This window comes from Bartonella queenslandensis, assembly GCF_018155095.1.
Classification (GTDB): Bacteria; Pseudomonadota; Alphaproteobacteria; order Rhizobiales; family Rhizobiaceae; genus Bartonella; species Bartonella queenslandensis_B.
This window is the reverse complement of the sequence record NZ_NAAI01000001.1, coordinates 125851-152340: the sequence shown is the minus strand read 5'-3', so window position 1 is coordinate 152340 and position 26490 is coordinate 125851. Positions and strand designations below refer to the sequence as shown.

Here is a 26490-nt window from a genome sequence, read left to right as displayed (position 1 = left end):
CTTACAAAAATCTTATCAAAATTGTTATTTTATTAAAATTACTGGCGGCGTTCAAATCGTCGACGTAAAAAAACTGCAGAAATATTCATGATCGCAAGAAAAACCATTAATACAATGATAGCCCCCGAGGTCTTTTCAACAAAAGCGCGCTCTGCTTCACCCGCCCACATAAAAATTTGAACAGGCAAAGCTGTTGCCGGATCCATGGGAGTCATAGGAATATTAACAACAAAAGCAACCATGCCAATCAAAAGCAAAGGGGCTGTTTCACCTAAAGCCTGAGCTACACCAATAATCGTGCCTGTTAAAATACCAGGAGCAGCTAAAGGGACAACATGGTGAAAAACCATTTGTGTTTTTGATGCCCCCAATCCTAAAGCTGCCGAGCGAATAGAAAGAGGAACAGCCCGTAAAGCAGAACGGGTCGCAATAATGATCGTTGGAAGAGTCATGAGTGCTAAAACAAGACCACCAACAAAAGAGGCTGAACGTGGTAGCCCTAAAAAATTAACAAAAACCGCAAGTCCTAAAAGACCAAATACAATCGAAGGAACAGCTGCAAGGTTATTGATATTAACTTCAATAAAATCTGTAAATTTATTTTTACGTGCATATTCTTCCAAATAAAGAGCCGTTGCTATGCCTATCGGGAGCGAAACCAATAAAACGATACCTATCATATAAAGGGAACCGATTATAGCAACACCTAATCCCGCAGTCTCAGGACGACTTGAAGCACCAAATGTAAAAAAACCAATATTAAATGTTTTATAAAGTGTTCCATCACGGGCTAAACGTTTTATCCACTCTATTTGCCGATTAGAAACTTTTCGATTTTTTTCTGCTACATGGAAATCAATCTGCCCCTTATAAGCAGAATCGATATCCGCAGCGGTTAAAACTTTGATTTTCTGCATTGTGCCAATCAGTTTTGGATTCTTTGTCACTATTTCACGGAGTTGCACACGTACACCATTTGAAAACATACGGTTAATATCCCGCAGAGAGGCTCGATCATTTTGATTGACATCAAGTTTTTTTGCTAAAGCATTGCGTACAAGAAGCGGATAATTTGCCGTTATGAGAACTTGTGGTTTTGTTTGACGTTGACCACTTGGATCAATGATCTTTTCATCCAAATAAATCGATAACATCATTTCACTTTGAAAAAAAGCTGTATAGCCTTGACTAATAATAGACCATAAAAGCGCAAATAAAAAAAACAAACCAATAAAAATAGCAATCAAACCATAGGCACGAAAACGACGTTCAGCCCAATAGCGACGCTTAAGGCTAATATTGCGACGAGGAAAAAAATCTTCATTCATTCATATTGTTCCCGATATTTACGCACAATATAAAGAGCGAGAATATTCATCAAAAGTGTCATCACAAAGAGTGTCATCCCCAAGGCAAAAGCCACCAGAGTTTGCGGAGAATTAAACTCAAAATCACCAGTCAATTGATTAACAATCTTAACAGTCATCGTGGTCATTGATTCAAAAGGATTGAGTGTTAAGTTTGCTGCAACACCTGCCGCCAAAACGACAATCATTGTTTCCCCAATTGCACGCGATGCTGTCAACAAAATAGCCCCCATAATCCCTGGAAGTGCTGCTGGTATAACGACTTTTTTAATTGTTTCAGATTGCGTTGCTCCTAAACCATAAGAACCTTCACGCAAAATGCGTGGAACAGCCATAATAACATCATCCGATAAAGAGGAAACAAAAGGAATCAACATAATCCCCATCACAATACCAGCTGTTAAAACACTTTGAGCCATAATAAACCCACCCCCATCTGAGAGAGATGCTGAGAGATCACGTAAAAATGGCCCTACAACCTTCAAAGCAAAAAAACCGTAAACAATGGTTGGGATGCCAGCAAGAACTTCCAACAATGGCTTCACAATTGCACGCAATCGCGCAGAAGCATATTCGGCCATATAAAGAGCTGAAAATAATCCTATGGGTACAGAAAAAAGCATAGCGACAAATGCAATATAAAGCGTCCCAGCAAGGAGCGGTATTAAACCAAATTGTCCCACTTCATCACTTGAACCACTCGCGGAAAAACGCGGATCCCAAACCGTTCCTAAAAAGAAATTTGAAAAGGATACAGACTGAAAAAAGCTTATTGTCTGAAAGAACAGAGAAAGTGCTATAGCTATTGTCGTCAAGATGGCAACGATAGAAGCACAAGCCAATCCAATAATAATTAAAGATTCAACCTTATTGCGCGCACGTTGATGAGGCGCAATTTGTATTATTCCACAGATAAAACCAAAGGAAGCAATAGCAAAAAGGAAACCATAACCAATAAACTGAAGCTTTTTAGAAGAAAACACCCATGACTGGGCTATTTTGAACACATCATCCGATACTTCATGAGATAAAATCAATCCTTTCGCAAGTAATTGTGCCTGCACTTCCTTATAGGAAGCGGTAGAAAGATCCCCTTCAAAGCGGTGAAGCATTTTGACGAGGCTTCGAAGAGTTTCCCAAAGTAGATCATGATTGACAGGTTCTGTTACATGCGCACTATACGCACCAAGCTCTCGAGAAGCATTATATTCTAAATAAATTGTACTCCCAGCATCCCATAAAATTAAAAAAATAAAAGCTGGAATAACCGTAATCAAAAATGTCCACCAGCCATAATAATACGCACGAGAATGCATTTTTTGTTGTCTGTATTCAAGAGTGCGTGCTCGCATGTAAGAAATACAAAAGCCACAAAATCCAAGAAGCAATAACAAAAAAATGATGAAAGAAATGCGCATTTTATCTTTCAGTTTTTATAAAAAAAATAGCACAGAAAACGCCTACTCCGGCAATCCAATAAATTATTCCCAGAAAATTATTTCAACATCATTACCCGACCAGCAGAAAAATCAGTACGTTGTGCTTGGCGCTCTTTTTCAGGAGCAACAATCAAACCATATTCAGCCAAAGGTCCATCTGGACCAATCATTTGATCAGAAAGGAAAAAATCAACATATTCTCGCAAGCCTGGAACAATATCTAAATGTGCTTTTTTAATATAGAAAAAAAGCGGACGAGAAACTGGATATTGTCCACTAGAAATTGTCTCAACTGTTGGTGCAAAACCATTAATATCGGCAACCTTTAGCCTATCGGCATTATTTTGATAAAAAGACAAACCAAAAATGCCAACCCCTGTTTTATTCGAAGTTAGACGCGCAAATGTTTCAGAATAATCACCATCAATATCAACCGCTTTTCCATCCTTACGGACCGCAATACAAGCACCGTGTATCTCTTTATCATCCATCCCTAAAGACTTCATCGCCTCAACTGCTCCACTCTCTTTACAGCCTACAGCAAGTAATTTTTCTTCAAAAACTTCACGCGTTCCATGCTTTTCTCCAGGAATATAGGCGGCTATCGTCCAATCAGGAAGAGCACTATTAACAGCACTCCATTTCGAAACATTATTGGGCTGCAACTTGCCATCTATGATAATTCGAGCCGCAAGGGCTTTATAAACATCTACCGGCTGTAATTTCCAATCAGGTCCCTTAATATCTGTTGCAAAAACAATGCCATCATACCCAATGCGTATCTCCTCAACATCTTTCACACCAGCATCAAAACAAGATTGCAATTCACTCGATTTCATTGCTCGTGAAGCATTAACAATATCAACGGTGTTCTCCCCAACACCACGGCAAAATTCCTTAATCCCCGCCCCTGTTCCACCTGATTCGATAACAGGAACCTTAAAATGGGGATAAATTTCTCCAAATGTCTCAGCGACAATCTTTTGATAAGGTAAAACTGTAGATGAGCCAGTAACCTGTATTTGATCACGCGCATTGCCTACATTTGCTGACAGTAGCAATGCAAAAACCAATCCTATGCCAATTGATAATACTCTGCCCATCTATAAACTCCCTAAAAATTGAAGATAAAGCCTTTTAATTTATATTATACGATCATTCTAATTCACATTTGTAACATAACAAATGTAAAAACAACATGGATCATTTTTTACAAAACCATGGTTGAGCTCTGTGTCAATTAATTTGAACGTTTGAATTCAATAACATCCCAAAATAAATGAGCAACATCTGTACCAGAAAAGCGTTTAATTTCACGAATTCCCGTAGGAGATGTTACATTGATTTCTGTTATATAATCTCCAATGACATCAATCCCCACAAAAAGAAGACCACGTTCTTTTAAAGCTGGACCAATACGTTCACAAATCTCATAATCACGTTTTGTCAACTCAATGTTTTCCGCGCGACCTCCAACATGCATGTTAGAACGCACATCTGTTGTTGTCGAAATTCGGTTAATGGCTCCAACAGGTGTACCATCAAGCAAAATAATCCGTTTATCTCCTTTTCGTACTGCCTCTAAATAGCGCTGAACAATAAAAGGTTCGCGATAAATTTCTGCAAACATTTCCAGAAGCGATGCTAAATTGTGATCATCTTGTTTTAAGTAAAAAACACCAGCGCCCCCATTCCCATAAAGTGGTTTCACAATAATATCGCCAAATGTCTCTCTAAAAGCTGTTATTTCTTCAATATCTTTGGTAATTAATGTTTCTGGCATCAAATCAGAAAATTCGGTAACAAAAATTTTTTCTGGACTGTTGCGTACCCATGCCGGATCATTCACAATAAGTGTTTTAGGATGAATACGTTCTAATAAATGAGTCGTGGTGATATAATTAAGATCAAAAGGGGGATCTTGGCGTAAAAGAACCACATCCATATCTGTTAATTCCGTGCGGACAGGCTTTCCTAACTGATAGTGTTTCCCCTCTTCATCATGAACGGTCAATGGCTCTAGCCATGCAATCACACAACCATCGCACAGAGATAAGCGATCTGGTGTATAATGGAAGAGAGAGTGGCCACGTTCTTGCGCAGCTAAAGCGAGTGCAAATGTCGTATCTCCTTGAATCCGAACTGTTGAAATATGATCCATCTGAATGGCAATTTTCATAAATAAATCCTCTCTATCCTAAATACAGACTGGTTTATGCACCATAAATTTAGTAAACAATAAAATAATGATGACAAGAGAAAATTTATGACACAAAAAATAGATACAAAATTCAATAATGAAGAAATCGAGCGCTATGCACGCCACATCATTTTGCCTGAGATTGGTGGTGCGGGACAACAAAAGCTCAAAAAGGCGCGTGTTCTTGTTGTGGGAGCTGGTGGTCTTGGAGCGCCTGTCTTAACTTATTTAGCTGCCGCAGGTGTTGGAACCCTTGGAATTGTCGATAACGACACTGTTTCACTTTCCAATTTACAACGCCAAGTTATTCATAAGACAAATGCAATCAACCAAAGCAAAACAGACAGTGCTGAAACCACTATAAAAGCAATAAATCCCCATGTTACGGTTGAAAAACACACTCTACGCTTAAATAAAAGTAATGTGGATAAACTGCTCAATGCCTACCATATCATTGTTGATGGAAGTGATAATTTTACCACACGTTATCTTCTTGCTGATCACGCTGCCCAATGCAAAAAACCTTTAATAAGTGGCGCTGTAGAACGTTTTAATGGCTCATTAACCGTCCTTATGCCATATAAAGACAATAACCCTCACTATCGTGATTTATTCCCCACCCCTCCTGCTCCCGATACTATTCCAACATGTGCTGAAGCTGGAATCATCGGTGCTTTACCTGGCGTTATTGGAACTCTACAGGCAATGGAAACTATTAAAATGATCACAAACATCGGAGATTCATTAGTGGGAAAAGTGCTTCTCTATGATGGGTTGTCTGCACAATTTAATGTTGTTACCTATAAACGATCAAATTCCAAAGAAAATGCCCGAGCGATTAAGTAAGAAGCTTGAAAAAGCATGATTTTATCTCTACTCATTTTCAAGAATCTCGTGATATGTATTGAAACTGGAACAGTGATGTTTTATCGTAAATTATCGAAACGCTGTAAACAGTGAGAATGCTTAAACTTATCACAAAGATTGAAAATTTTTTGTGAAAAAAGACGCCTCTATTAATGGATTATCAGCGTAATTTCATGTCATCTTTTATAAACGATTAGATACTTGTGCAAACGTAGCTGCCATCAGTGTTCTTGTGTAAAGAATTTTCGAGGTAGATAAAAAATACAATCAGAAGAGCTCTATTCAACTCTCTCCATTCACGCATAATAACCTCTTCATGTGACAGCGCTTTAATAATTCTAAGTCATACCCCATAAACAGATAACCTCGTGATATTTTAGTTATTGATGAAACGTCTGCGCACTTGCATCAAGACAAAACGTTTACTTTATCAAACATCAGAGCAATCCATTTGCTCTGTTCCTAAAAAATACAGAAGTAATAATGGCGTATAAAAAAGATAAGATCAACTTCATGCAGCGCTTCAATCATACAAACTTTGTCTTCAAAAATAAAAAACTATATTTCATAAATTGATAGTTCTTCAGAAATAATTGCATTTAATAAGAATATATGAAGGAAGTGAAGTAAAAGGCTCTTAAAAAAATAATCTGAATATCACTCCATAAAGAACACATTTTCTTAACAAGAAAATTGCGAGTATCAATATCATTAAAAGTGATCTACACCTAAAAAAAACGTTCGTATCAGTGTAAATTCTAATGTTACTTTATCTGAGATTTTCCTCTATAATCTCAGATATTTAACCAACATGAATGATAATATCTATACCTATAATCCTTTCACTGTAAAGATTCTTTTTAACGAGAAACCAAACACATTTTTTATTTTGAATCAAAATAGCTACACTCTCATCTGTTTAAAGAAGTTATCCCTTTTTATTGCCGACAATTGCTTTGTAATAGAAGGGTGAAAACTTTAGAACACGTAATTTTTTGAGCCATTTTCAATAATTTTTTCTTTCCTCAGCATAAGTATACACTGATTTATAATTTATGGCTTCATATATTAAATTAGTACCCCAAATACTGTAAAATTTTCTTATTTCTCCCCTTATATTAAATCAATCAAAACTATTCCCATCCCATAAGTAAGAATAGTACGTGGATAAAAATATTTAAGAAAAGAATAAAAAGTCCTCCTATGAACTATCTTAATAGACAAAGGCTATTGCAACGTTAGGAATTAGAATAATATGATAGGATCCCTATAGATCTCATCCCATTCACGAATGCCATCACACAATGAGCTTGGATGCATTGAGAAAGATCTCTTTAAAATAAACGTGTGAATGCGCAATGTATAAGCGTGTTGAGAAATGTTCCCTCTATCAAAACATTAATAAGAGCTCTTTTAATACCCCCTGAAACCAAAATTACAAAAAATCGGTTTTTTTCTAAAATAAATATCTATAATGTACGTTATTTTGGCTCGTTCACTTTGTTATTATCCATTGGTAAAGGAACGGGATCATCCGATAGACTGCGTAAATAAAGCAAAAGGTCGGCACGATCTTGGTCATTTTTAATTCCACGGAAAGACATAATGGTTCCAGGAAATGCTTCACGTGGAGAACGTAGATAACGATCTAACGTTACAAAATCCCATTTTTGATCAGAATGCGCACGCAATACCCGTGAATATGCAAAACCTGCGGCGGAGGCCAAAGGGCGGTCAACAATTTCCCACAGAACGGGACCAACGCGTCCTGCTTGATTGCGTCCAGAAGTATGGCATATGGCACATTGACGAAAAATTTTACGCCCATTTTCAAAATCGCCTTGTTGAAGGCGGCTATTTAGTGATATAGGAATATCAGATTCTTTCTGTTTTTCTTTAAATGTATCATTCTTGCTAACTGTATGATAGTATTGGACTGGTGTAGAATGATCGTAAACTATATCGCTGAGTGTGGAAATTCCCACAACAATAACCAGCACACATAAACAAGCGCCAATAAAATAGATAGCTTTCCAGCGATTCATAAAAACTCAAATGTTCACGGTTTCATTACCATTTCTAGTATAAGTTTTTTCTTCACAACACACAACATCATAAATATAGCACAGACGACGTTTGGAATCTTGCAATGGCTCTTGAACCGATTATTCTTATTCCTGCCCGTATGGGATCAACCCGCCTTCCTCAAAAAGCTCTTGCTGAAATCGGTGGAAAGCCGATGATTGTTCATGTCGCAGAACAAGCCAAAAAAGCAGCAATAGGGCGTACGATCATTGCAACAGATCACAATGATATCGCCAAAGCTGTTGCAGAGTATGGGCACGAATATATCATAACACGAGGTGATCATAAATCTGGATCTGATCGCATTTATGAAGCTTTAATGCGTATTGATCCTGAACAACGCTACAATGCTATTTTAAATATACAAGGTGACCTCCCAACAATAATGCCTCGTGAAATCATTCATGCATTACGTCCTTTAGAAAATAGCCTGACTGATATAGCAACCTTGGGGTCTCAAATCATGGAAGAAAGTGAAAAAAAAGATCCTAATGTTGTCAAAATCATTGGAACCCCGCTTTCTCAAAACCGCCTTCGTGCTCTTTATTTCACTCGTGCCACAGCTCCTTATGGAAATGGTCCTCTTTATCATCATATTGGAATATACGCCTATCGGCGCGAAGCACTTGAGAAATTTGTTTCATTCAAACCCTCTACACTCGAGATGCGCGAAAAACTTGAACAATTACGTGCATTAGAGCATAATATGCGTATCGATGTGGAAATAGTCGATACGATTCCTTTAGGTGTAGACACACAACGTGATCTCGAGAGAGTACGTAAGATTCTAGCATGAAAACACTCAAAAAAACCAATAAAATCTCTTTCCAAGGAGAATACGGTGCTAATTCTCATATTGCTTGCTCCAATATGTTCCCCAGTATGGAGGCTGTGCCCTCCGCTACTTTTGAAGACGCCCTTAATTTAGTGGAAAATGGGAAAGCTGATCTTGCTATGATCCCGATTGAAAATACTCTTGCTGGACGCGTTGCAGACATTCATCATCTTTTACCACAATCATCCCTTTATATTATTGATGAATATTTTTTACCTATCCATTTTCAATTAATGGTTTTACCTGGCGTTACCCATGACGAAATTAAAACCGTCCACAGTCATACGCATGCCCTAGCACAATGCCGAAAAATCATACGAAATAATGGTTGGGAACCTGTCGTTTCTGCGGATACCGCTGGAGCGGCAAAATTTATAAAAAAAAGTGCTCAACGTTCACAAGCAGCCTTAGCACCTCTAATCGCAGCAGAACTCTACGGGCTTGATATTCTTGAAAGAAATGTTGAAGATAACTCTCATAATATTACCCGTTTTGTCATCCTTTCACGATCCAAACGACATATCCCCAAACCTACAAATGGCGAAAAAATTATCACCAGTCTTCTTTTTCGAGTGCGCAATGTTCCTGCTGCTCTCTATAAGGCTATGGGTGGATTTGCAACAAATGGTATCAATATGACAAAATTAGAAAGCTATCAAATCGGTGGAAATTTTAATGCAACACAATTCTTTGTTGACATTGAAGGACATCCTGAAGATCCCATGATGAAACTTGCCTTAGAAGAGCTGTCTTTCTTTTCTGCCGAATTGCGCATCATCGGTACTTATCCAGCACAAAATGATCGAGCATCATATATATAAAAACAACAAAACCACCCGCATTTTTTGCTGATATCAAAGAATATTCTAAAAATCCTATAATGCCACGTCTCTTGGAGAAACTCGTTTTTTCTACTCAACGCCTTTCATGAATACTGGAGAAAAAAATAACGCATAAAAGAATATATAAATTTCTCCGATAATATTTTTTGATAAATTATATTATGATAAACAGCAATTCAACGTGTACAAAGATCTATGTGAAGAAATACATAACCAAAAATGAAAGCGTTTGGATCCTCCATTTTCCTTCATATTAAAGTAAAGACTCTTAAGAAAAAATATCATTTCCTATAGCAGTTTATCCTAATAAAAATAAAGAACTTCTAAATTAGCTCATCAAAACAATTTAACTTATCATCAGAATATATTTGAGATAATAAATCATTCAAACCTCTTGAGTTTAAATAATTTTCAACGTATTTTTATAAAACTATAAGATACCATTTAACCATATTTTTTGCATTACGTTTAAACTTTCATATTTATAAAAACTGATTTATGATTCACTTCATTTTAGAAAAAATGGAGAAGATAATGAAAAAAAAATTGATGCAAGGATTATTGGCTGCAAATATTTTCGCCTGCTCTAGTGTCGCATTTGCGGGATTTGGTGAGAGAGAATGGAATTTTGCGCCAAATGAAACTGTTACAATTGGTGCACCTGATACAATAAAGCAAGGTGTTGAATATGGGTGCAAAGCGTTTAACCCCCAAAAAGTATCCTTTACTTTATCGTATTCATCTCCTTCTGACGTCAACAAACTACATATTGTTGCAGATGATGAAAAGAAAATAACGCATGATAAAGAACATAAGATCTTTACGCTTAAAGATGTAAAATCCCTCGATATAGGTTTCCCTCCATCAGGATCTTATACTTTTAAAAATATTACTAAGGAAAAAGTTACTGGTATAGATTGTGATACAGGAGATTTTTAATAATATTTGCATTACCAAGATAACTTGTCTGTACTAAAACATTGTAGTGTATCTGTCTGTGCAATCGAAGCCTCTCAAAATTGCTACGCGTTGTATCGTATATAAACAGAGAAATACAAAAACTTTGTTCATGGCAAATCAGTGTAGGTGTTTATTTCTGAAAATTTAAATCTCCATTACTTTTTGTTGTCTATAATACAAGAATTAAGTTCAAAGAAAAAATCTTGGCTGTTCTTATGATATTTTTCGTTTCTGAGCTTGATTTTTCATTCCAAATCGACAATATAAACTTGGGAGGTTGGTGGTGGACGAACTACTCGCCAACTGGGTCAGGTCTGGAAAGAAGCAGCCCCAACGAGTTCTGGTACGGGTCATCGTGCCAGCCTCCTATTTTGCTGAAGAGGTTATTTTTGTGCTATGTTTTAGCGAAGTATTTTAAGCCTTCAGAGCGGTATTTTTGTGCAGCGCAAGTAAAGGGATTTGGTTTTTTTTGGCAAATTATCCCATAAAAAATGAATTGATTGAGAAAAAATCCTTTTATATGAGAGTACAGTATTGACCTATGTTTTGTGTATGATCAAAATATACGCATAGAGAACTTCAAAGTTGGAAACATTCATGGAAAATGTACCGGTAGAGACAGCCTATCGTGTTCTTGCTCGTAAATATCGACCTCAAAACTTTTCTGACCTTATTGGTCAGGAAGCTATGGTGCGTACTCTCACCAATGCCTTTGAAAAGGGCCGTATTGCACAAGCGTGGATGTTAACAGGGATTCGCGGTGTAGGTAAAACTACAACAGCACGGATTTTAGCACGTGCGCTCAATTATAAAACAAAAGATATTGATCAACCAACAACCCAATTAGATTCTCTTGGTGAACATTGCACACAAATTATTGAAGGACGCCATATTGATGTTATAGAAATGGATGCCGCTTCTCATACGGGCATTGATGATATTCGTGAAATTATTGAACAAATACGTTATCGTCCTGTTTCTGCACGCTATAAAGTTTATATTATCGATGAAGTCCATATGCTCTCAACACAAGCCTTTAATGGTTTGTTGAAAACTCTTGAAGAGCCACCAGCCCATGTAAAATTTATTTTTGCTACAACAGAAATTCGCAAAGTACCCATTACAATTCTTTCGCGTTGCCAACGTTTTGATTTGCGACGGATTGAATCAAAAGCTTTGAGTACGCATTTGCGCCAAATTGCGAAATATGAAAAGGTCGAAGTAGAAGATCAAGCGCTCTCTATGATTGTTCGTGCTGCAGAAGGCTCTGCACGTGATGCATTATCTATTTTTGATCAAGCGATTGCTCATAGCAATGGTAATGTCAGTGCTGTTGCAGTGCGTACAATGTTAGGATTAGCGGATCAAGCACGTATTATTGATCTCTTTGAATTTATCATGAAGGGCGATGTTGTCCATGCATTACATGAATTACGCAGTCAATATGATGCAGGCGCTGATCCTCTTACTATATTAACAGAATTAGCCGATTTTAATCATCTGGTTACACGTTTACGCTTCACACCAGAAATAGTGGAAGATTTCTCACTGACTGAAGAACAACGTTTAAGAAGTTTAGACTTTTCAAAAAAACTGTCTGTTCCTGTTTTATCCCGAAACTGGCAAATGTTACTCAAAGGCTTACAAGAAGTTAATCAAACTGCACGTCCACTGCAAGCAACTGAAATGCTTTTAATTCGTCTTGCACACACAGCTGACCTTCCAACTCTTGATGAAGCTTTAAAAAAAATTACGCAAGAAAAAACACCTCTCGCACTCGTTAAAAATTCTTCTCATCAAGAATCGATAAATGCAAATAATATAACGAAAGAAACAACAATTGATGTCTATGCTTCCTCGAGTGTTTCAAATACATTACCAAATCAATCAAACCTAAAAACATCCTTGCAAGACCAATTAAACCACTCCTTAAAACCAGAAAATTTCGTTAACGATCAAACTACTGACAACGCCAAAGTTCAAGAAGTAACAGAAACTCTTGAAACTTCTCAATCTACTGATCTTTCTGAAGATATTGCAAATTTATCGCATTCTGCCACTCAACCAATCGAAGAGATTACTAAACCTAAAACTCTCGTGATTAATTCTTTGCACGATATTGTTAAATTAGCCGAACAGCATAATGACGTGCCTTTCAAACTCCTTGTTAAAGAATTTGTTCATCCTGTTTCTTTTGACGCTGGGCATATTACTTTAAGACTTTCTGAGAATACCCCACAATTTCTTGCTCATGATATCGAAAAAAAAATCTCTCAATGGTCTGAAAAACGCTATGTGATAACTTTTGTCAATGAAGGAGGTGGTCCAACTTTACAGGAAGAAAGTATAGCAATTCAAAAGACTCTTTTTTCCAATGCAGAGACAGATCCTGATATCGCCAAAATCCTCAACTATTTTCCAGAAGCAAAAATTGTCGATATTCGACTCAATAGAGAAGAAAATGATCTTGATTTACCCTCCAATACCTTTAAAAATGTTGATCTCTTTAAAAGTGAAAATGATAGCAATGATGAATAAGGATATCTATTTCTATGCGTGAAATGATGAGTATGATGAAAAAAGCTAAAGAAATGCAAGAGAAAATGCAGAAAATTCAGGAGGAAATAGCTAATCTGCAAGCTACCGGCACTGCAGGGGGTGATCTCGTCAACATTACATTAAATGGCAAAAATATTATAACAGAAATTCAAATTGATCCTTCATTACTCAAACCTGAAGAAGCTGAAATTCTTGAAGATCTTATTATGGCAGCTTATAATGAAGCAAGAACAAAAATCGAAGTTGCGATAGAAGAAAGAACAAAGAGCATAACGGCGGGGCTACCACTTCCATCTGGTTTCAAGCTTCCGTTTTAATGAAACGGTTTTTTCCCAGGGGACAAATATATGTCTAAATACATTGCAGGCCCTGAGATTGAACGTCTCATTCAAATCTTAGCACGCTTGCCAGGTCTTGGTCCGCGTTCAGCCCGTCGTGCTGCGCTTCATCTTATTAAAAAAAAGGAAACTTTGCTGGAGCCTTTAGGAACTGCAATACAGGCCGCTATAGAAAAAGTCGGCATTTGTTCTATTTGTGGAAATGTTGATACCATTGATCCTTGTTCAATTTGTACAGATTCGCGACGCGATAATACAACGATCATTGTTGTTGAGGATATTGCTGATTTGTGGGCTCTTGAGCGCGCAAAAACTTTAGCCGCACGTTATCATGTATTAGGTGGACGACTCTCCCCGTTAGATGGAATAGGTCCTGACGAGCTTAACATTGCCACCTTAATACAACGTGTTGTACAAAACCCAATTACGGAGATTATTCTTGCTGTCAATGCGACTGTCGAAGGACAAACAACCGCTCACTACATCACCGATCAGCTTTCCAATTTTCCAGTCAAAATTACGCGACTTGCTCATGGTGTTCCTGTAGGAGGCGAGCTCGATTATCTTGATGATGGAACTTTAGCAGCAGCTGTACAAGCAAGAACAAATCTTTAAAACTTTTTCATCTTAACCTTTAGCTCTTCAATGATGGGGGAATATTCAAATGCTAAAGAAAAACCTCTCACTTTTAAATAACTTTGGTCCTGGTATTTTAGTATGTTTACTCATATCAGCTTTAGCGTATGGTTTAGAAGTTCTAGAAAAACAGCTTTTGGGGCAAGCATGGCTTGAAAGTCTTGTTTTAGCAATTCTCTTAGGATCTGTTACCCGTAGTTGTTTTAGGATGCCAACATATTTTCAAAAAGGTATAACTTTTTGTGCCAAAACACTTCTTGAAGTTGCTATTGTCCTTCTAGGAGCAAGCATTAGTATTCATTCCGTTCTTTCCGCTGGTTGGGGTTTGCTTGCAAGCATCGTATTCGTTATATTTGTAACAATTATTCTTAGCTTTATCATTGGTCGATTGTTCGGACTTTCTATGCATTTGGCCATGCTTGTTGCTTGCGGGAATGCTATTTGTGGGAACTCAGCCATTGTTGCTGTAGCTCCTGTTATTAAAGCAAAACATGAAGAAATAGCTGCATCAATTGCTTTTACTGCTCTTTTAGGGGTTCTTATTATTTTATTTCTCCCTTTTGCACAGCCACTTCTGAATTTGTCATTCAACCAATATGGTGTGCTTGCCGGTATGGTTGTTTATGCTGTACCACAGGTTTTAGCAGCAACCGCATCTGTCTCTTTTGTAAGCGTCCAAATTGCAACAATTGTTAAATTGGTACGCGTTCTCATGTTAAGCCCTGTTATTTTTATTCTATCAATTATCTATCATCGCTCAGCACAAACACGTTTTCGTCTACATACTCTTGTGCCATGGTTTATAATCGGCTTTATTATCATGATGCTTATCCGCTCAAGCGGACTTATTTCTGAAACGGCTATAAACCCGATCAAACTTATTGCTCAGATGTTCACGATCATTTCAATGGCAGCATTAGGTTTAGGTGTTGATATCCGATCATTAAAAAAAGCAGGATCGCGCGTTATTTTGGCTTCAACTTGCTCCATAATTATTCTCGGTATTTGTAGTCTTATCATGATACAATTGAATGATTTAAATCATATAACATTTTGAAATATGCAAAATTTTTAAAAATTTGCTCATTATCCTATATTCTATACAAAAAAAAGCGCTCTGATATGAAGTGAAAACTATCAAATTTGCTTTTTCAATGAGCTTTTCAGTCCATAATGATTTGCAACGGTATAGTATTAAATATGTAACGCATAAAAAATACCATTTCTTTCATCTCTGCTCTCATGAAGCTAAAGTTTTTATAAAAAATTGATAGAATATGCTCTTTAATGAAGTCATACCTCTCACGAAGAAACAACACCTAAAACAGAATATATTTATGTTGTACATTCACGTGCTTGTTAGCAAACACCTCTCAAGACATATGAACTCCCTTTCACAGCGGTGCCTATGGATAATATAATGTAAAATCCCTATATTGTGAATTGCCCTCTTCGCTTCATGAAGTAACAAGCCCTAGCATCAGACTATTGCTAACTCCCAATGTTGCAACAGCTCTTGCATTTAAATGGTTTATGAGAGAAATTTTACTCCTTTCTTAAATAGTTTTATCCACACGCCAACTCTCCTTATGTCGTGTAAGAAAAAGGTTTTAATTTATGGATTTGAAATGAAAAAATCTGATAATATCAAAGGGGGTTATTGAGCATGAAAACAATAAATTATTATTATAAATCAATTTATCGACAACCCCAAAAATAAGGATCAAATCAACGTCTCATCCTATGCCATAAAAAGATATTGTTGCTTATTGACACTAGCAACTTTCTTACAAATGAACTATACGATGATAGAAAAGATTAAAAAAATACATTAGACTTTTGTCTATTGTCTTATTCAATTAAAATTTTATGCTTATTCTTGCTATCGATACTGCTTCAATTTATTGTGCTGTTGCGCTTATTCGTCATAAGTCTGTTATTGCGCGGATCGATGAGCGCATGAATAAAGGGCATGCTGAAAGACTTATTGGGCAGATTACACAAATAATGACACAAGCCAATATGACGCTTGATCAAGTTGAGCGTATTGCTGTCAATGTTGGACCTGGATCGTTTACTGGTATCCGTGTTGGTATTGCTACAGCGCGTGCTTTGGCATTAGCACTTGAAATACCAGCTGTTGGAGTGAGTGCACTTGAAGCTTTAGCAGCACAAGTCACAACTAATACAAAGAGTGTATCAGCAATTACTGTCGTCATTGAAGCAGGGAGAGAGATGTTCTACCATCAAAATTTTCATAAGGATCTCACTCCTTTGGGAACACCAAAATTAAAAACAATTGAAAATATCCTTGAAGACTTGCCCAAAAAAACTCAATTAACTGGCCCAGCAGCTGATATCGTTATGCAGCATATTGAAAACCATAAAATAAACGAAAAAATTATCCTAGAAACAATCCCTTGTGAAGCAGCAGATATTGTGAACTACGCTTATCTTGCTGCAAACAGACAGCCACAAAATTCGCCTCGTCCCCTCTATCTACGCAGCTCTGATGCAAAACAACAAACCAATTTTGCTTTACCACGAAAAAAATAATGTTTAAATTTTCATCAACAAAAAAGCATTTTGGAATTTCCCCACTACAAGTTGATGATAGTGCTTCTCTTCACCAAATTCATCAACATTGTTTTACCCCTGCTTGGGGAAAACAAGCTTTTGATAATTTCTTAACAGATCACTCTGTCTTCGGCTACAAAGTCTTTTTCATTGATCGCTCTGATCAAATTTTAGGCTTTTGCCTCTGCCGTCTTATTCTTGATGAAGCAGAAATTATCACAATTGCTGTTCACCCTCATTATCGTCAACAAGGAATTGGTATCTTACTTATCGATCATACAATTCGCCATCTTCATGATAAGCGTGCTACAAAATTATTCTTGGAAGTAGAATCCACAAACCTTTCTGCTTTAAACCTTTATCAACGCTTTGAATTTCAAAAAATTTCTGAACGTCTGGCCTACTACCCGTCAAAAAATGGTCGCGGTGATGCAATTATCATGCAAAAAACTTTTAAGCAAATAGATTGAGATTTACGTAAAAAACATTTAGATATGCGCCATGAATAAAGTAAATCCTAAAAATACGCCTCCTGTTGCTCCTAAAAAGGTTTTTATCAAAACCTACGGATGTCAAATGAATGTTTATGATAGCCAACGGATGACTGATAGTCTCAGTTCACAAGGCTATGTGACAACACAAACTCCCGATGATGCCGATCTTATTCTTGTTAATACCTGTCATATTCGTGAAAAAGCAGCAGAAAAACTTTATTCTGATCTTGGTCGTTTGCGCATTATGCGTCAAGAGCGAACGCCTGATAAACCCCTAACAGTTGGTGTAACAGGTTGTGTTGCACAAGCTGAGGGAAGTGAAATCTTGCGTCGCGCTCCAACAGTGGACCTCGTTATTGGTCCGCAAATGTATCATCGCTTGCCAGAATTATTAGAAAAAGCCAAACAAGGCAAAAAAGTTATTGAAACGGATTATGCTGTTGAAGATAAATTTGCTCATTTACCACCTCATAATAAACGTGCAGTCAGAAAAAGGGGTGTTAGCGCATTTTTAACAGTACAGGAAGGATGCGATAAATTTTGCACTTTTTGCGTTGTTCCCTATACGCGGGGGGCTGAAATATCGCGCTCCGTCGAGCAAATTACCGAAGAAGCCCGTCAACTCATTGAAGCTGGTGTTAAAGAAATTACGCTGCTTGGACAAAATGTCAATGGTTGGCATGGGCAAAGTGCTGATGGCAAAACTTGGCGTCTTGGTGATCTTCTTTATCATCTTGCAAAACTGGATGGTTTAAAGCGTTTGCGTTACACAACCAGCCACCCGCGTGATATGGATGATAGCCTTATTGCCGCACATCGAGATCTTGATATGTTAATGCCTTATCTTCATCTCCCTGTTCAATCAGGTTCAGATCGCATCTTAAAAGCGATGAACCGCCAACACAAAAGCTCTTATTATCTTCATCTTATCGAAAAAATTCGAGCTGCACGACCAGATATTGCCTTTTCTGGTGATTTTATTGTAGGGTTTCCAGGAGAAACAGATGAAGACTTTGAAGAAACCATTAAGCTTATTCAACAAGTACAATACAGTTCAGCTTATTCTTTTAAATATTCCCCCCGTCCTGGAACAGTGGGGGCCACCATGAAAAATCACGTTGATGAATCTGTAAAAGATGCTCGGCTTCAACATTTACAAGTTCTTCTCCTTGAACAACAAAATACATTTTTACGTTCTAAAATTGGACAAAAAACCGATGTTCTTATCGAAAAACCTGGACGTCATTCAGGGCAAATGGTGGGGCGCTCCCCTTGGCTTTTACCTGTTGTCGTTGATACAGAATCCTCTACAGGTAGCGTAGTAGAAATTCATATTAAAAATGCTAGCTCAAATAGTTTTGTCGGTGAAGTAACAAATAGATAAATATGTATCTACCCTCTTGTTTACAATAAAGATTTTGAAAACTCTTTTATTTTCAAAGAAAATGATTACATCTAGAGAATGAATTTCTATGAAAGAAAATTTGTCTTTTATAAAGTTTACTCAAAAAAATGTTTAATACTTATGTCGATATGGAGAATAGACTGAAAGTTTCAACTGAAAAAATAAATACTGACATTGAAAAAACAGCCTCCTTGGAACAAGAAAGCGCTTCAGAGACGAGCCAAGTTGTTTTGATTTTCGAAAATAATAAATATGCAAAAGCAGTTTTTGGTAAATTTGATGAAAATCTTGCTTATATCGAAAAAAAACTCAAACTTAGTATTCATCCACGTGGTAATGAGATCTTAATTCACGGAAATATTTCTGTTATAAAGCGTGCGCGATATGTATTGCAGCAGCTTTATGAACGCGCAAAAACACATCAAGAGCTCACTTTATCAGATATAAAAGGAGCGATTGCTATGGCAGCTATACCACAAAAGCAGAAAGAGGATACCATAACACAAAAATCTGTAAAACGTATACCAGCACAGTTGAGTATCCATAAAAAAATAATTCATCCAAGGACTCCAACACAGGATGCTTACATACGTGCTATGGAGCATACTGAACTTGTGTTTGGTATAGGACCAGCAGGAACAGGAAAAACGTATCTTGCTGTTGCTCATGCTGCGATGCTTCTAGAACGTGGTATCGTTGAACGAATTATTCTCTCGCGGCCCGCTGTTGAAGCCGGAGAACATCTGGGGTTTCTTCCTGGTGATCTCAAAGAAAAAGTCGACCCCTATTTACGACCACTTTATGATGCTCTTTATGATATGATGCCTGCTGCAAAAATAGAACGTATTTTAGCTTCTGGTGTCATAGAAATTGCTCCTCTCGCCTTTATGCGCGGGCGAACACTTGCCCATGCCGCTGTTATTCTTGATGAGGCACAAAATACGACGCCCATGCAAATGAAGATGTTCCTCACACGTCTTGGAGAAGGAACACGTATGATTGTTACTGGTGATGTAAGCCAAATTGATTTGCCTATAGGACAAAAATCTGGTCTTATTGAAGCAATCCGTATTCTTTCAAATGTAGAAAATATTGCAATTGTGCGTTTTGATGAAAAAGATGTTGTACGCCATCCGCTTGTTGCTGCTATCGTCCATGCTTATGATCGTGATTCTATCATGCAAAATAAAAAAAAATCACTCGCGCGCGATGCATTAAAAAATGAATTTGATTCATGATGATTATTATTGATATAATGATTAAAAGCGCAGGGTGGAATGATGAGAAAATGCTTTATAATATCACCGAAAAAGCATTAACGGTAACAATGAATCATATTTCATTGGGAAATGTTGTAAGCGAAATTAGCCTGCTTTTTACGGATGATGAACATATGGCACAAATCAATGCACAATGGCGTGGTAAAAATAAATCCACCAATGTATTATCCTTTCCTGCTTTCCCCATTAAAGCTGGAAACCCTCCTGGCCCCATACTGGGTGATATTGTTATTGCCCGAGAAACTGTTGTGCTTGAAGCTGAAAAACAAGAAAAAACATTTCAAGACCATTTAACGCATATGATCGTTCATGGTATCTTGCATCTGCTTGGCTATGACCATGAAACCGATGATGAAGCACATCAAATGGAAAAGCTTGAAAGAGAAATTCTTCAAAAGCTCTCTATAAGGGACCCTTACGCCGAGTTATTGATCAATAATAAAATTTAACTTTTAAAATTGATATTACCAGCATACCATTTAAAACCTTTTATTTATCACTTATAAAAAGAAAGTCTAGAAGATTTCAAAATCATGGCAAACAAAATAAATGCACAAAATAATAGTCAAGCATCTTCTAATAATGAAAAAGACCCCTCTCAACAGACGAATCATACAGAAAAATATTCCTTGATGAATCATTTGTTTTCATTCTTACGTGGTCGTAATTGTGCGTCTACATCACTGCGCGATGATCTTACTGTTGCCCTCACAACTGACAATGAAAAAGACACCGCCCTTTTCTCACCTGAAGAACGTACGATGCTGCATAACATTTTACGCTTACGTGAAGCACGCGTGGATGATGTTATGATACCGCGTTCTGAAATCGAAGCATTAGAAATAAACACCTCTCTTGGAGAAGCCCTTAAATGTTTTGCAAAAATTGGTCATTCTCGCATGCCCGTTTATGCTGAAACTTTAGATGATCCACGCGGCATGATCCATATTCGCGATATTCTTAATTATATGACTCGCTTTATTATCACCCCTACACAAACTGAACAGAAATCCGATTTACTTCAATTAAATCATAAAGATTTACATACCCCAATCGGTGAATTAGATTTGATCCGAACCGTTCTCTTTGTTCCCAGTTCTATGCTTGCAAGCAAATTATTAACACGGATGCAAACCACACGAACACAAATGGCTTTAGTTATTGATGAACATGGGGGAACAGATGGTCTCGTTTCAATGGAAGATATTGTTGAATTAGTCGTTGGTGATATCGAAGATGAACATGATCATGTCGACAATGCTATCGTACGCGAACACAACAATAAATGGCTTGTTGATGCAAGAACCGAATTAGAAGATGTGGAGAAAGCTCTTGGACCTGATTTTATCGTAGGAGAATATGGTGATGAGGTTGATACTATTGGTGGTTTAATTGTCTCCATTCTTGACCGTATTCCTGCAAAAGGTGAAATTATCGAAGCTGTCCCTGGCTATAAATTCCGCATCTTAGAAGCTGATAAACGCCGAATTAAGCGGTTGCGTATTTTTCGCATTCCAGAAAATGAGAATCTTGAAAACAATGCTATCCCTAAAGAATAATCGAGCGTTTTTTAACAATTTTATCGTTTTTTTGTTCTTTGTTACCGGTTGGAAGAGGCAGGCGGGAATATTTCTATGTGGCGCTCTTACTTCCTTTGCACTTCCACCCTTTTATTTAACACCTCTTTGCTTTCTAACTTTTCCTATTTTTATTGTTTTGCTTGACTCAATACGGTCCTCCCCAAACAATAAAAAATATTTTTTTACCTATGCTTTAAGCTGTGGAACCTTTGGTTTTAGTTATTTTATTGGTGGACTTTGGTGGCTCTGCAACGCTTTATTGACAGATCCAGATTCTTTTGGTTGGGCAGTCCCACTCGCCATTTTATTCCCCCCTCTCTACCTTTCTCTTTATTGGTTTTTTTCTGGTTTCATTGTTGGTTTATTATGGACAAAAGGAATAGCACGCTTTTTTGTTTTAGCCTTTGCATTAGGATTGGCCGAGTGGTTGCGTGCGTTCTTATTCACAGGATTTCCATGGAATGCTCTTGGCTATACAGCTATGCCAACCCCAATGTTCATGCAATCTGATGCCATCGTGGGACTTTACGGAATGAATATTCTTGCTGTCTTAACCTACAGTTTGCCAACAGTGTTATTTACAGATGAAAAAAAGAAAGTAGCTCTTTCTCTTTGCTTAGCACTTATATTCATTCACAGTGGTTTTGGATTTTATCGTTTCCATACGATAGAGAATACAGCTGAAGATCAAAAAAGAAATTATTGGGTGCGCATTGTTCAACCTTCTATCCAACAAAATGTAAAATTGCGCGATAATACACGAGAAGCTATGTTGGAAGCTCATATGCATCTGAGTGCAACATCAATAACTGGTAAAAATCCAGAACCTGATTTTATCATATGGCCCGAAGCATCTGTTCCTTATCTTCTCTATGATAACTCATTTGTCACAATGCACATTGCCTCTCTTTTAAAACCTAAACAATGGGCTATTATCGGAGCAATACGCGCCAGCAATGATCTTTCTCACTCTCAAACACAATATTTTAATACAATTGCAGTCATTAACGCTCAAGGTAATATTTTACACACTTCCGATAAACTTCATTTGGTCCCTTTTGGTGAATATCTTCCCTATCAGAATTTATTGAAAAAAATTGGATTGCGTATTCTTGCTGATAATATTGGTGGATATAGTGCTGCACATGTGCGCAAAACTGTCACAATGCCAAACGGATTTTCTTATCTGCCCTTGATCTGTTATGAGGCAATATTCCCCCATGAAATGACTTTTAAAGGTTCCCCACCTCAAGCAATCATTAATATTACAAATGATGCATGGTTTGGTGTAACACCAGGCCCCTATCAACATCTTCAACAAGCACAGCTGCGTGCCATTGAACTGGGAATCCCCCTCATACGAGCAGCCAATAATGGAATATCAGCTGTTATTGATTCTTATGGACGAATCGTTGTAGCTCTTCAACAAAATGCTGTGGGCATTATTGATTCAAAAATTCCATCATCCATTACCCCTATAGGAAGCAATGAATACAGAACTTTCTCTCCTTTTATCTTATTCATCCTTATGCTATTGTGTCGTATTGGTTTTGGTTTTACAAAACAGCTTAGATGATTCAAGTGCTCCTTGTGCGGTATTATGTTGCGTATACCAGTAATATTGGGAAAAAATATTACATATTATTTTAATTATATGATAAATCAGCTTCGCATAAATCTGATGTTGGTTTAAAAGAAAAGTGCTGGAAATTAAAGAGTTGCATTATGACCGAAACTAGAAAAAAACCTGACCCTATAGATATCTATGTTGGAACTCGTATTCGTTTACGTCGTAATATTTTAGGACTGACTCAAGAAAAACTAGGTGAAAAATTAGGTATCACTTTTCAGCAAATCCAAAAATATGAAAAAGGAACAAACCGTATCGGTGCCAGTCGTCTCCAAGCGATAGCAGAAATTATGGATGTTCCTGTTTCTTACTTTTTTGATAAAGGACTTACCTCTCAACAAGTAGAGGGTTTTGCTGAAAATGATCACAATTTTATGGACTTTTGTTCTAGCAGCGAAGGTATCCAACTCATGCGAGCTTTTACGAATATCTCTGATGCTAAAGTGCGTCGAAAAATCATTGACTTGGCAAAAGCACTTTCTGAGGAAGATTTGACAGATAAGCTATAAAATTAAAATTATATTTTTTCTCTCTTATTCATATAAATTCACATTGACGATTTGCTGTGGAATTGGCAAACCGTAGAAATTTTAGTAGGCAATTAATTGAATTGTTGGTTTTCTTTTTTGAAGGAGTTCCTATGCCGCATCAAGATTATCTTTTTACGAGCGAATCGGTATCGGAAGGTCATCCTGATAAAATTTGTGATCGTATTTCTGATGAAATCGTTGATATGATCTATAAAGAAGCGCAAAAGACTGGGACTGATCCATGGTTAGTACGCGTTGCTTGTGAAACTCTTGTCAGTGTCAATCGTGTTGTTATCGCTGGTGAAGTCCGTGTTCCCGATACGCTTTTAAAAAAAGATAAAAATAAAGAATTTATCTATGATGAAGCTGGCTTTCCACTCATTAATCCTACGCGTTTTCGTACAGCAGCGCGCCGTGCTATTCGCGCCATTGGCTATGAACAAGCAGGTTTCCATTGGAAAACTGTTAAAATTGATGTTCTTTTGCGCCCTCAATCCGCTGACATTGCCAGAGGCGTTGATAATGCGACGGATCGGCATGGTGAAGAAGGAGCAGGTGATCAAGGCATCATGTTTGGATATGCTTGCCGTGAGACACCTGACTTTATGCCTGCACCAATTTATTATGCGCATAAGATTCTCAAACTTCTTGCCGCAGCCCGTCATAAAGGAGAAGGAGAAACTGGAAAATTAGGACCAGATGCTAAAAGCCAAGTCACCATACGCTATAAAGATGGAAAACCTATAGAGGTCACATCCATCGTTCTTTCAACGCAGCATCTTGACGAAAGTTGGGATTCCAATAAAGTTCGTACAGTCGTTGAGCCTTATATTCGTCAAGCTTTACATGATATTCCCATTGCACCTCAATGCAGTTGGTATATTAACCCAACAGGAAAATTTGTCATTGGTGGTCCTCAAAGCGATGCTGGATTAACAGGACGCAAAATTATCGTAGACACTTATGGAGGTGCGGCTCCCCATGGAGGCGGTGCTTTCTCTGGAAAAGATACAACAAAAGTTGATCGTTCTGCAGCCTATGCGGCGCGCTATCTGGCTAAGAATATTGTTGCTGCTCATTTAGCAGAGCGATGCACAATTCAACTCTCTTATGCAATTGGTATTGCACAACCTTTGTCGATTTATCTTAATCTTCATGGAACAGGAAAGGTTGATGAAAACGTTATTGAAGCAGCCATTCGCAAAATAATGGACCTTTCCCCCACCGGAATTCGCAAACATCTTGACCTTAATAAGCCGATCTACACAAAAACAGCTGCTTACGGTCATTTTGGGAGAAAACCAAAGCATGATGGTTCGTTTTCGTGGGAAAAAACTGATCTGGTGCAAACGCTTCAAACAATGATCAAAACGCCATGATTCAATATAATACACGCAAGAGTGAAGCCTTTTTTGGACGCCGAAAAGGAAAGCGGCTGCGAAACAATCAACTTGCACGTATAAAAATGCTTCTTCCCAATTTTAATATTGATTTAAATGTTCCTCCTCCCTCAGACCTTACATCCTTATTTTCAAGCGAAGTAAGAGAAATTCGACTTGAAATCGGCTTTGGTAGCGGTGAACATTTACTCCATGAAATGGAACATTTTCCACAAACCGGTTTTATCGGCATCGAGCCCTTTATCAATGGCATGGCAAAAATATTGTTTTCCCTTGAACAACATACGCACCATCAAAATCATCTTCGCCTCTATAATGATGATGCTACACGCCTGCTTGATTGGCTCCCTGATAACTCACTTGATGGCATAGATCTTTTCTATCCTGATCCTTGGCCAAAAAAGAAACACTGGAAACGACGTTTCATCAATATAAAAAATCTTACCCGTTTTGCTCGTGTGCTTAAAACAGGGAAATTTTTTCGCTTTGCTAGCGATATAGACAGTTATATAAACTGGACTCTCTATCATTGTGCACACCATGGTCACTTTGAATGGAAAGCAGAAAGCCCCCAAGATTGGAAAAACCCTTATCCACTATGGAAAGGAACCCGCTATGAAGCAAAAGCATTACGCGAAGGACGAACGCCTGCCTATCTCACCTTTATAAAGAAATAAATGATCAAGTGCTTTTCTTATAAACATCTTGAAAAATTTTGAATTTAAGAGTATCAATAGCTAAATTCTTGGTCGTATGATGAAGAGTGGGTCTTGGGCCTGCTCTTTTTTAATATCATAAAACTGACGAAAAGAACTTGGATAAAATGTATGAACGAAGCTGAAAAAATAAGTAATCTTGATGAACCACGCCTGTTTAAAGAAGATGGTGTCGAGGCACGGGTTGCTGCTCTTGTCATACCGCTGCTTAAACCTTTAGGTTTTCGTTTGGTTCGTGTAAAGCTTCTTGGACAAAATGGTTTAACACTTCAAATTATGGTTGAACGGGCTGATGGTTCTCTGACCGTAGAGGATTGTGAAATTGTTAGTCGAACTGTTTCCCCCCTCCTTGATGTGGAAAATGTTATTGAACGCAAATATCATTTAGAAATCTCATCCCCTGGAATTGATCGTCCATTGGTAAGAAAATCTGATTTTTTTCATTGGCAAGGACATCTTGCAAAAATTGAAACCAAAATAACCATTGATGGGCGCCGAAAATTTCGTGGAATACTTACCAATATCACGCAAGATGGATTTATTTTAAACACTGATAAAGCTGCTTACGGAGAAGCCATGTATACCTCTATTTCCTTTTGTGATATCATAAGCGCGCATTTAGTGCTTACCGATGAGCTTATTCGCGATGCATTGAAAAAAAATAGAGATTTAAGTCAACAATTCATTCCCGAAGATAATCCTACCGACTCAATACAGAGGCTCAATTTCAAAAAATAAGATCACTGGGGA

General features: G+C 37.5%; 24 protein-coding genes and 1 other RNA gene. 20 read left to right on the top strand and 5 right to left on the bottom strand.

What is annotated here, in order from left to right:
* Positions 1-38: 38 nt before the first annotated feature.
* The 4 genes from pstA to gshB form a co-directional block, all read right to left on the bottom strand.
* Positions 39-1328 carry a phosphate ABC transporter permease PstA gene (gene pstA, locus B5V81_RS00570; protein ID WP_212111180.1) on the bottom strand — a complete coding sequence of 430 codons (1290 nt, stop codon included), beginning with the start codon at positions 1326-1328 and terminating at the stop codon, positions 39-41.
* Positions 1325-2785: a phosphate ABC transporter permease subunit PstC gene (gene pstC / locus B5V81_RS00565; RefSeq protein ID WP_212111178.1), complete on the bottom strand. Its 1461-nt coding sequence runs from the start codon at positions 2783-2785 to the stop codon at positions 1325-1327. The genes pstA and pstC overlap by 4 nt, the downstream gene beginning before the upstream one ends.
* A 77-nt stretch (positions 2786-2862) precedes the next feature.
* Positions 2863-3909: a PstS family phosphate ABC transporter substrate-binding protein gene (locus tag B5V81_RS00560; RefSeq protein WP_212111176.1), complete on the bottom strand. Its 1047-nt coding sequence runs from the start codon at positions 3907-3909 to the stop codon at positions 2863-2865.
* Positions 3910-4046: 137 nt separating this feature from the next.
* Positions 4047-4985 carry a glutathione synthase gene (gshB, locus tag B5V81_RS00555; RefSeq protein ID WP_212111174.1) on the bottom strand — a complete coding sequence of 313 codons (939 nt, stop codon included), beginning with the start codon at positions 4983-4985 and terminating at the stop codon, positions 4047-4049.
* A gap of 87 nt (positions 4986-5072) precedes the next feature.
* On the opposite strand from gshB, the gene B5V81_RS00550 reads away from it, so the two are divergent.
* Positions 5073-5852, top strand: a complete 780-nt coding sequence (locus B5V81_RS00550) for a molybdopterin-synthase adenylyltransferase MoeB (protein ID WP_212111172.1) — start codon at positions 5073-5075, stop codon at positions 5850-5852.
* Positions 5853-7354: 1502 nt separating this feature from the next.
* On the opposite strand, the gene B5V81_RS00545 is transcribed toward B5V81_RS00550, so the two are convergent.
* Entirely contained in the window at positions 7355-7918 is a 564-nt protein-coding gene (locus B5V81_RS00545; protein ID WP_212111171.1) for a c-type cytochrome, read from the bottom strand.
* A gap of 104 nt (positions 7919-8022) precedes the next feature.
* On the opposite strand from B5V81_RS00545, the gene B5V81_RS00540 reads away from it, so the two are divergent.
* The 19 genes from B5V81_RS00540 to rimP all read left to right on the top strand — a co-directional run bounded on the left by B5V81_RS00540 (position 8023) and on the right by rimP (position 26478).
* A complete protein-coding gene (locus B5V81_RS00540; RefSeq protein WP_212111169.1) occupies positions 8023-8754 on the top strand; it encodes a 3-deoxy-manno-octulosonate cytidylyltransferase in 732 nt (243 codons plus the stop codon).
* Complete coding sequence (locus tag B5V81_RS00535) at positions 8751-9614, top strand: prephenate dehydratase (protein WP_212111167.1); 864 nt, start codon at positions 8751-8753, stop codon at positions 9612-9614. The genes B5V81_RS00540 and B5V81_RS00535 overlap by 4 nt, the downstream gene beginning before the upstream one ends.
* A gap of 555 nt (positions 9615-10169) precedes the next feature.
* Positions 10170-10574: a hypothetical protein gene (locus tag B5V81_RS00530; protein WP_212111165.1), complete on the top strand. Its 405-nt coding sequence runs from the start codon at positions 10170-10172 to the stop codon at positions 10572-10574.
* Positions 10575-10867: 293 nt separating this feature from the next.
* An RNA gene (gene ffs / locus B5V81_RS00525) (signal recognition particle sRNA small type) lies at positions 10868-10965 on the top strand.
* Positions 10966-11192: 227 nt separating this feature from the next.
* A complete protein-coding gene (locus tag B5V81_RS00520) occupies positions 11193-13133 on the top strand; it encodes a DNA polymerase III subunit gamma/tau (protein WP_212111163.1) in 1941 nt (646 codons plus the stop codon).
* A gap of 14 nt (positions 13134-13147) precedes the next feature.
* Positions 13148-13471 (top strand): YbaB/EbfC family nucleoid-associated protein, encoded by a 324-nt coding sequence (locus tag B5V81_RS00515; RefSeq protein WP_212111161.1) that lies wholly within the window; start codon positions 13148-13150, stop codon positions 13469-13471.
* A 30-nt stretch (positions 13472-13501) separates the two neighbouring features.
* A complete protein-coding gene (recR, locus tag B5V81_RS00510; RefSeq protein ID WP_212111159.1) occupies positions 13502-14107 on the top strand; it encodes a recombination mediator RecR in 606 nt (201 codons plus the stop codon).
* Positions 14108-14156: 49 nt separating this feature from the next.
* The gene (locus B5V81_RS00505) at positions 14157-15185 is read left to right on the top strand and encodes a YeiH family protein (RefSeq protein WP_212111157.1); all 1029 of its coding nucleotides are present in this window, start codon (positions 14157-14159) and stop codon (positions 15183-15185) included.
* Positions 15186-15997: 812 nt separating this feature from the next.
* Positions 15998-16684, top strand: a complete 687-nt coding sequence (gene tsaB / locus B5V81_RS00500) for a tRNA (adenosine(37)-N6)-threonylcarbamoyltransferase complex dimerization subunit type 1 TsaB (RefSeq protein WP_212111155.1) — start codon at positions 15998-16000, stop codon at positions 16682-16684.
* Positions 16684-17175 (top strand): ribosomal protein S18-alanine N-acetyltransferase, encoded by a 492-nt coding sequence (gene rimI / locus B5V81_RS00495; RefSeq protein WP_212111153.1) that lies wholly within the window; start codon positions 16684-16686, stop codon positions 17173-17175. Before tsaB ends, rimI begins: the two co-directional genes overlap by 1 nt.
* A gap of 31 nt (positions 17176-17206) precedes the next feature.
* On the top strand, positions 17207-18583 hold the full coding sequence (gene miaB, locus B5V81_RS00490) for a tRNA (N6-isopentenyl adenosine(37)-C2)-methylthiotransferase MiaB (RefSeq protein ID WP_212111151.1): 1377 nt from the start codon (positions 17207-17209) through the stop codon (positions 18581-18583).
* A 128-nt stretch (positions 18584-18711) separates the two neighbouring features.
* Positions 18712-19842, top strand: a complete 1131-nt coding sequence (locus B5V81_RS00485; RefSeq protein ID WP_212111149.1) for a PhoH family protein — start codon at positions 18712-18714, stop codon at positions 19840-19842.
* The gene (gene ybeY, locus B5V81_RS00480) at positions 19842-20333 is read left to right on the top strand and encodes an rRNA maturation RNase YbeY (protein ID WP_212111422.1); all 492 of its coding nucleotides are present in this window, start codon (positions 19842-19844) and stop codon (positions 20331-20333) included. The genes B5V81_RS00485 and ybeY overlap by 1 nt, the downstream gene beginning before the upstream one ends.
* 84 nt (positions 20334-20417) lie before the next feature.
* Positions 20418-21443: a hemolysin family protein gene (locus B5V81_RS00475; RefSeq protein ID WP_212111147.1), complete on the top strand. Its 1026-nt coding sequence runs from the start codon at positions 20418-20420 to the stop codon at positions 21441-21443.
* Positions 21406-23040 carry an apolipoprotein N-acyltransferase gene (gene lnt / locus B5V81_RS00470; RefSeq protein WP_212111146.1) on the top strand — a complete coding sequence of 545 codons (1635 nt, stop codon included), beginning with the start codon at positions 21406-21408 and terminating at the stop codon, positions 23038-23040. The genes B5V81_RS00475 and lnt overlap by 38 nt, the downstream gene beginning before the upstream one ends.
* Positions 23041-23189: 149 nt before the next feature.
* Positions 23190-23603 carry a helix-turn-helix domain-containing protein gene (locus tag B5V81_RS00465; RefSeq protein ID WP_212111145.1) on the top strand — a complete coding sequence of 138 codons (414 nt, stop codon included), beginning with the start codon at positions 23190-23192 and terminating at the stop codon, positions 23601-23603.
* Positions 23604-23734: 131 nt separating this feature from the next.
* Positions 23735-25003, top strand: coding sequence for a methionine adenosyltransferase (gene metK, locus B5V81_RS00460; RefSeq protein ID WP_212111144.1), 1269 nt, complete (start codon positions 23735-23737; stop codon positions 25001-25003).
* On the top strand, positions 25000-25701 hold the full coding sequence (locus tag B5V81_RS00455; RefSeq protein WP_212111143.1) for a tRNA (guanine(46)-N(7))-methyltransferase TrmB: 702 nt from the start codon (positions 25000-25002) through the stop codon (positions 25699-25701). The genes metK and B5V81_RS00455 overlap by 4 nt, the downstream gene beginning before the upstream one ends.
* A 150-nt stretch (positions 25702-25851) precedes the next feature.
* Complete coding sequence (gene rimP, locus B5V81_RS00450) at positions 25852-26478, top strand: ribosome maturation factor RimP (protein ID WP_212111142.1); 627 nt, start codon at positions 25852-25854, stop codon at positions 26476-26478.
* Positions 26479-26490: the final 12 nt, after the last annotated feature.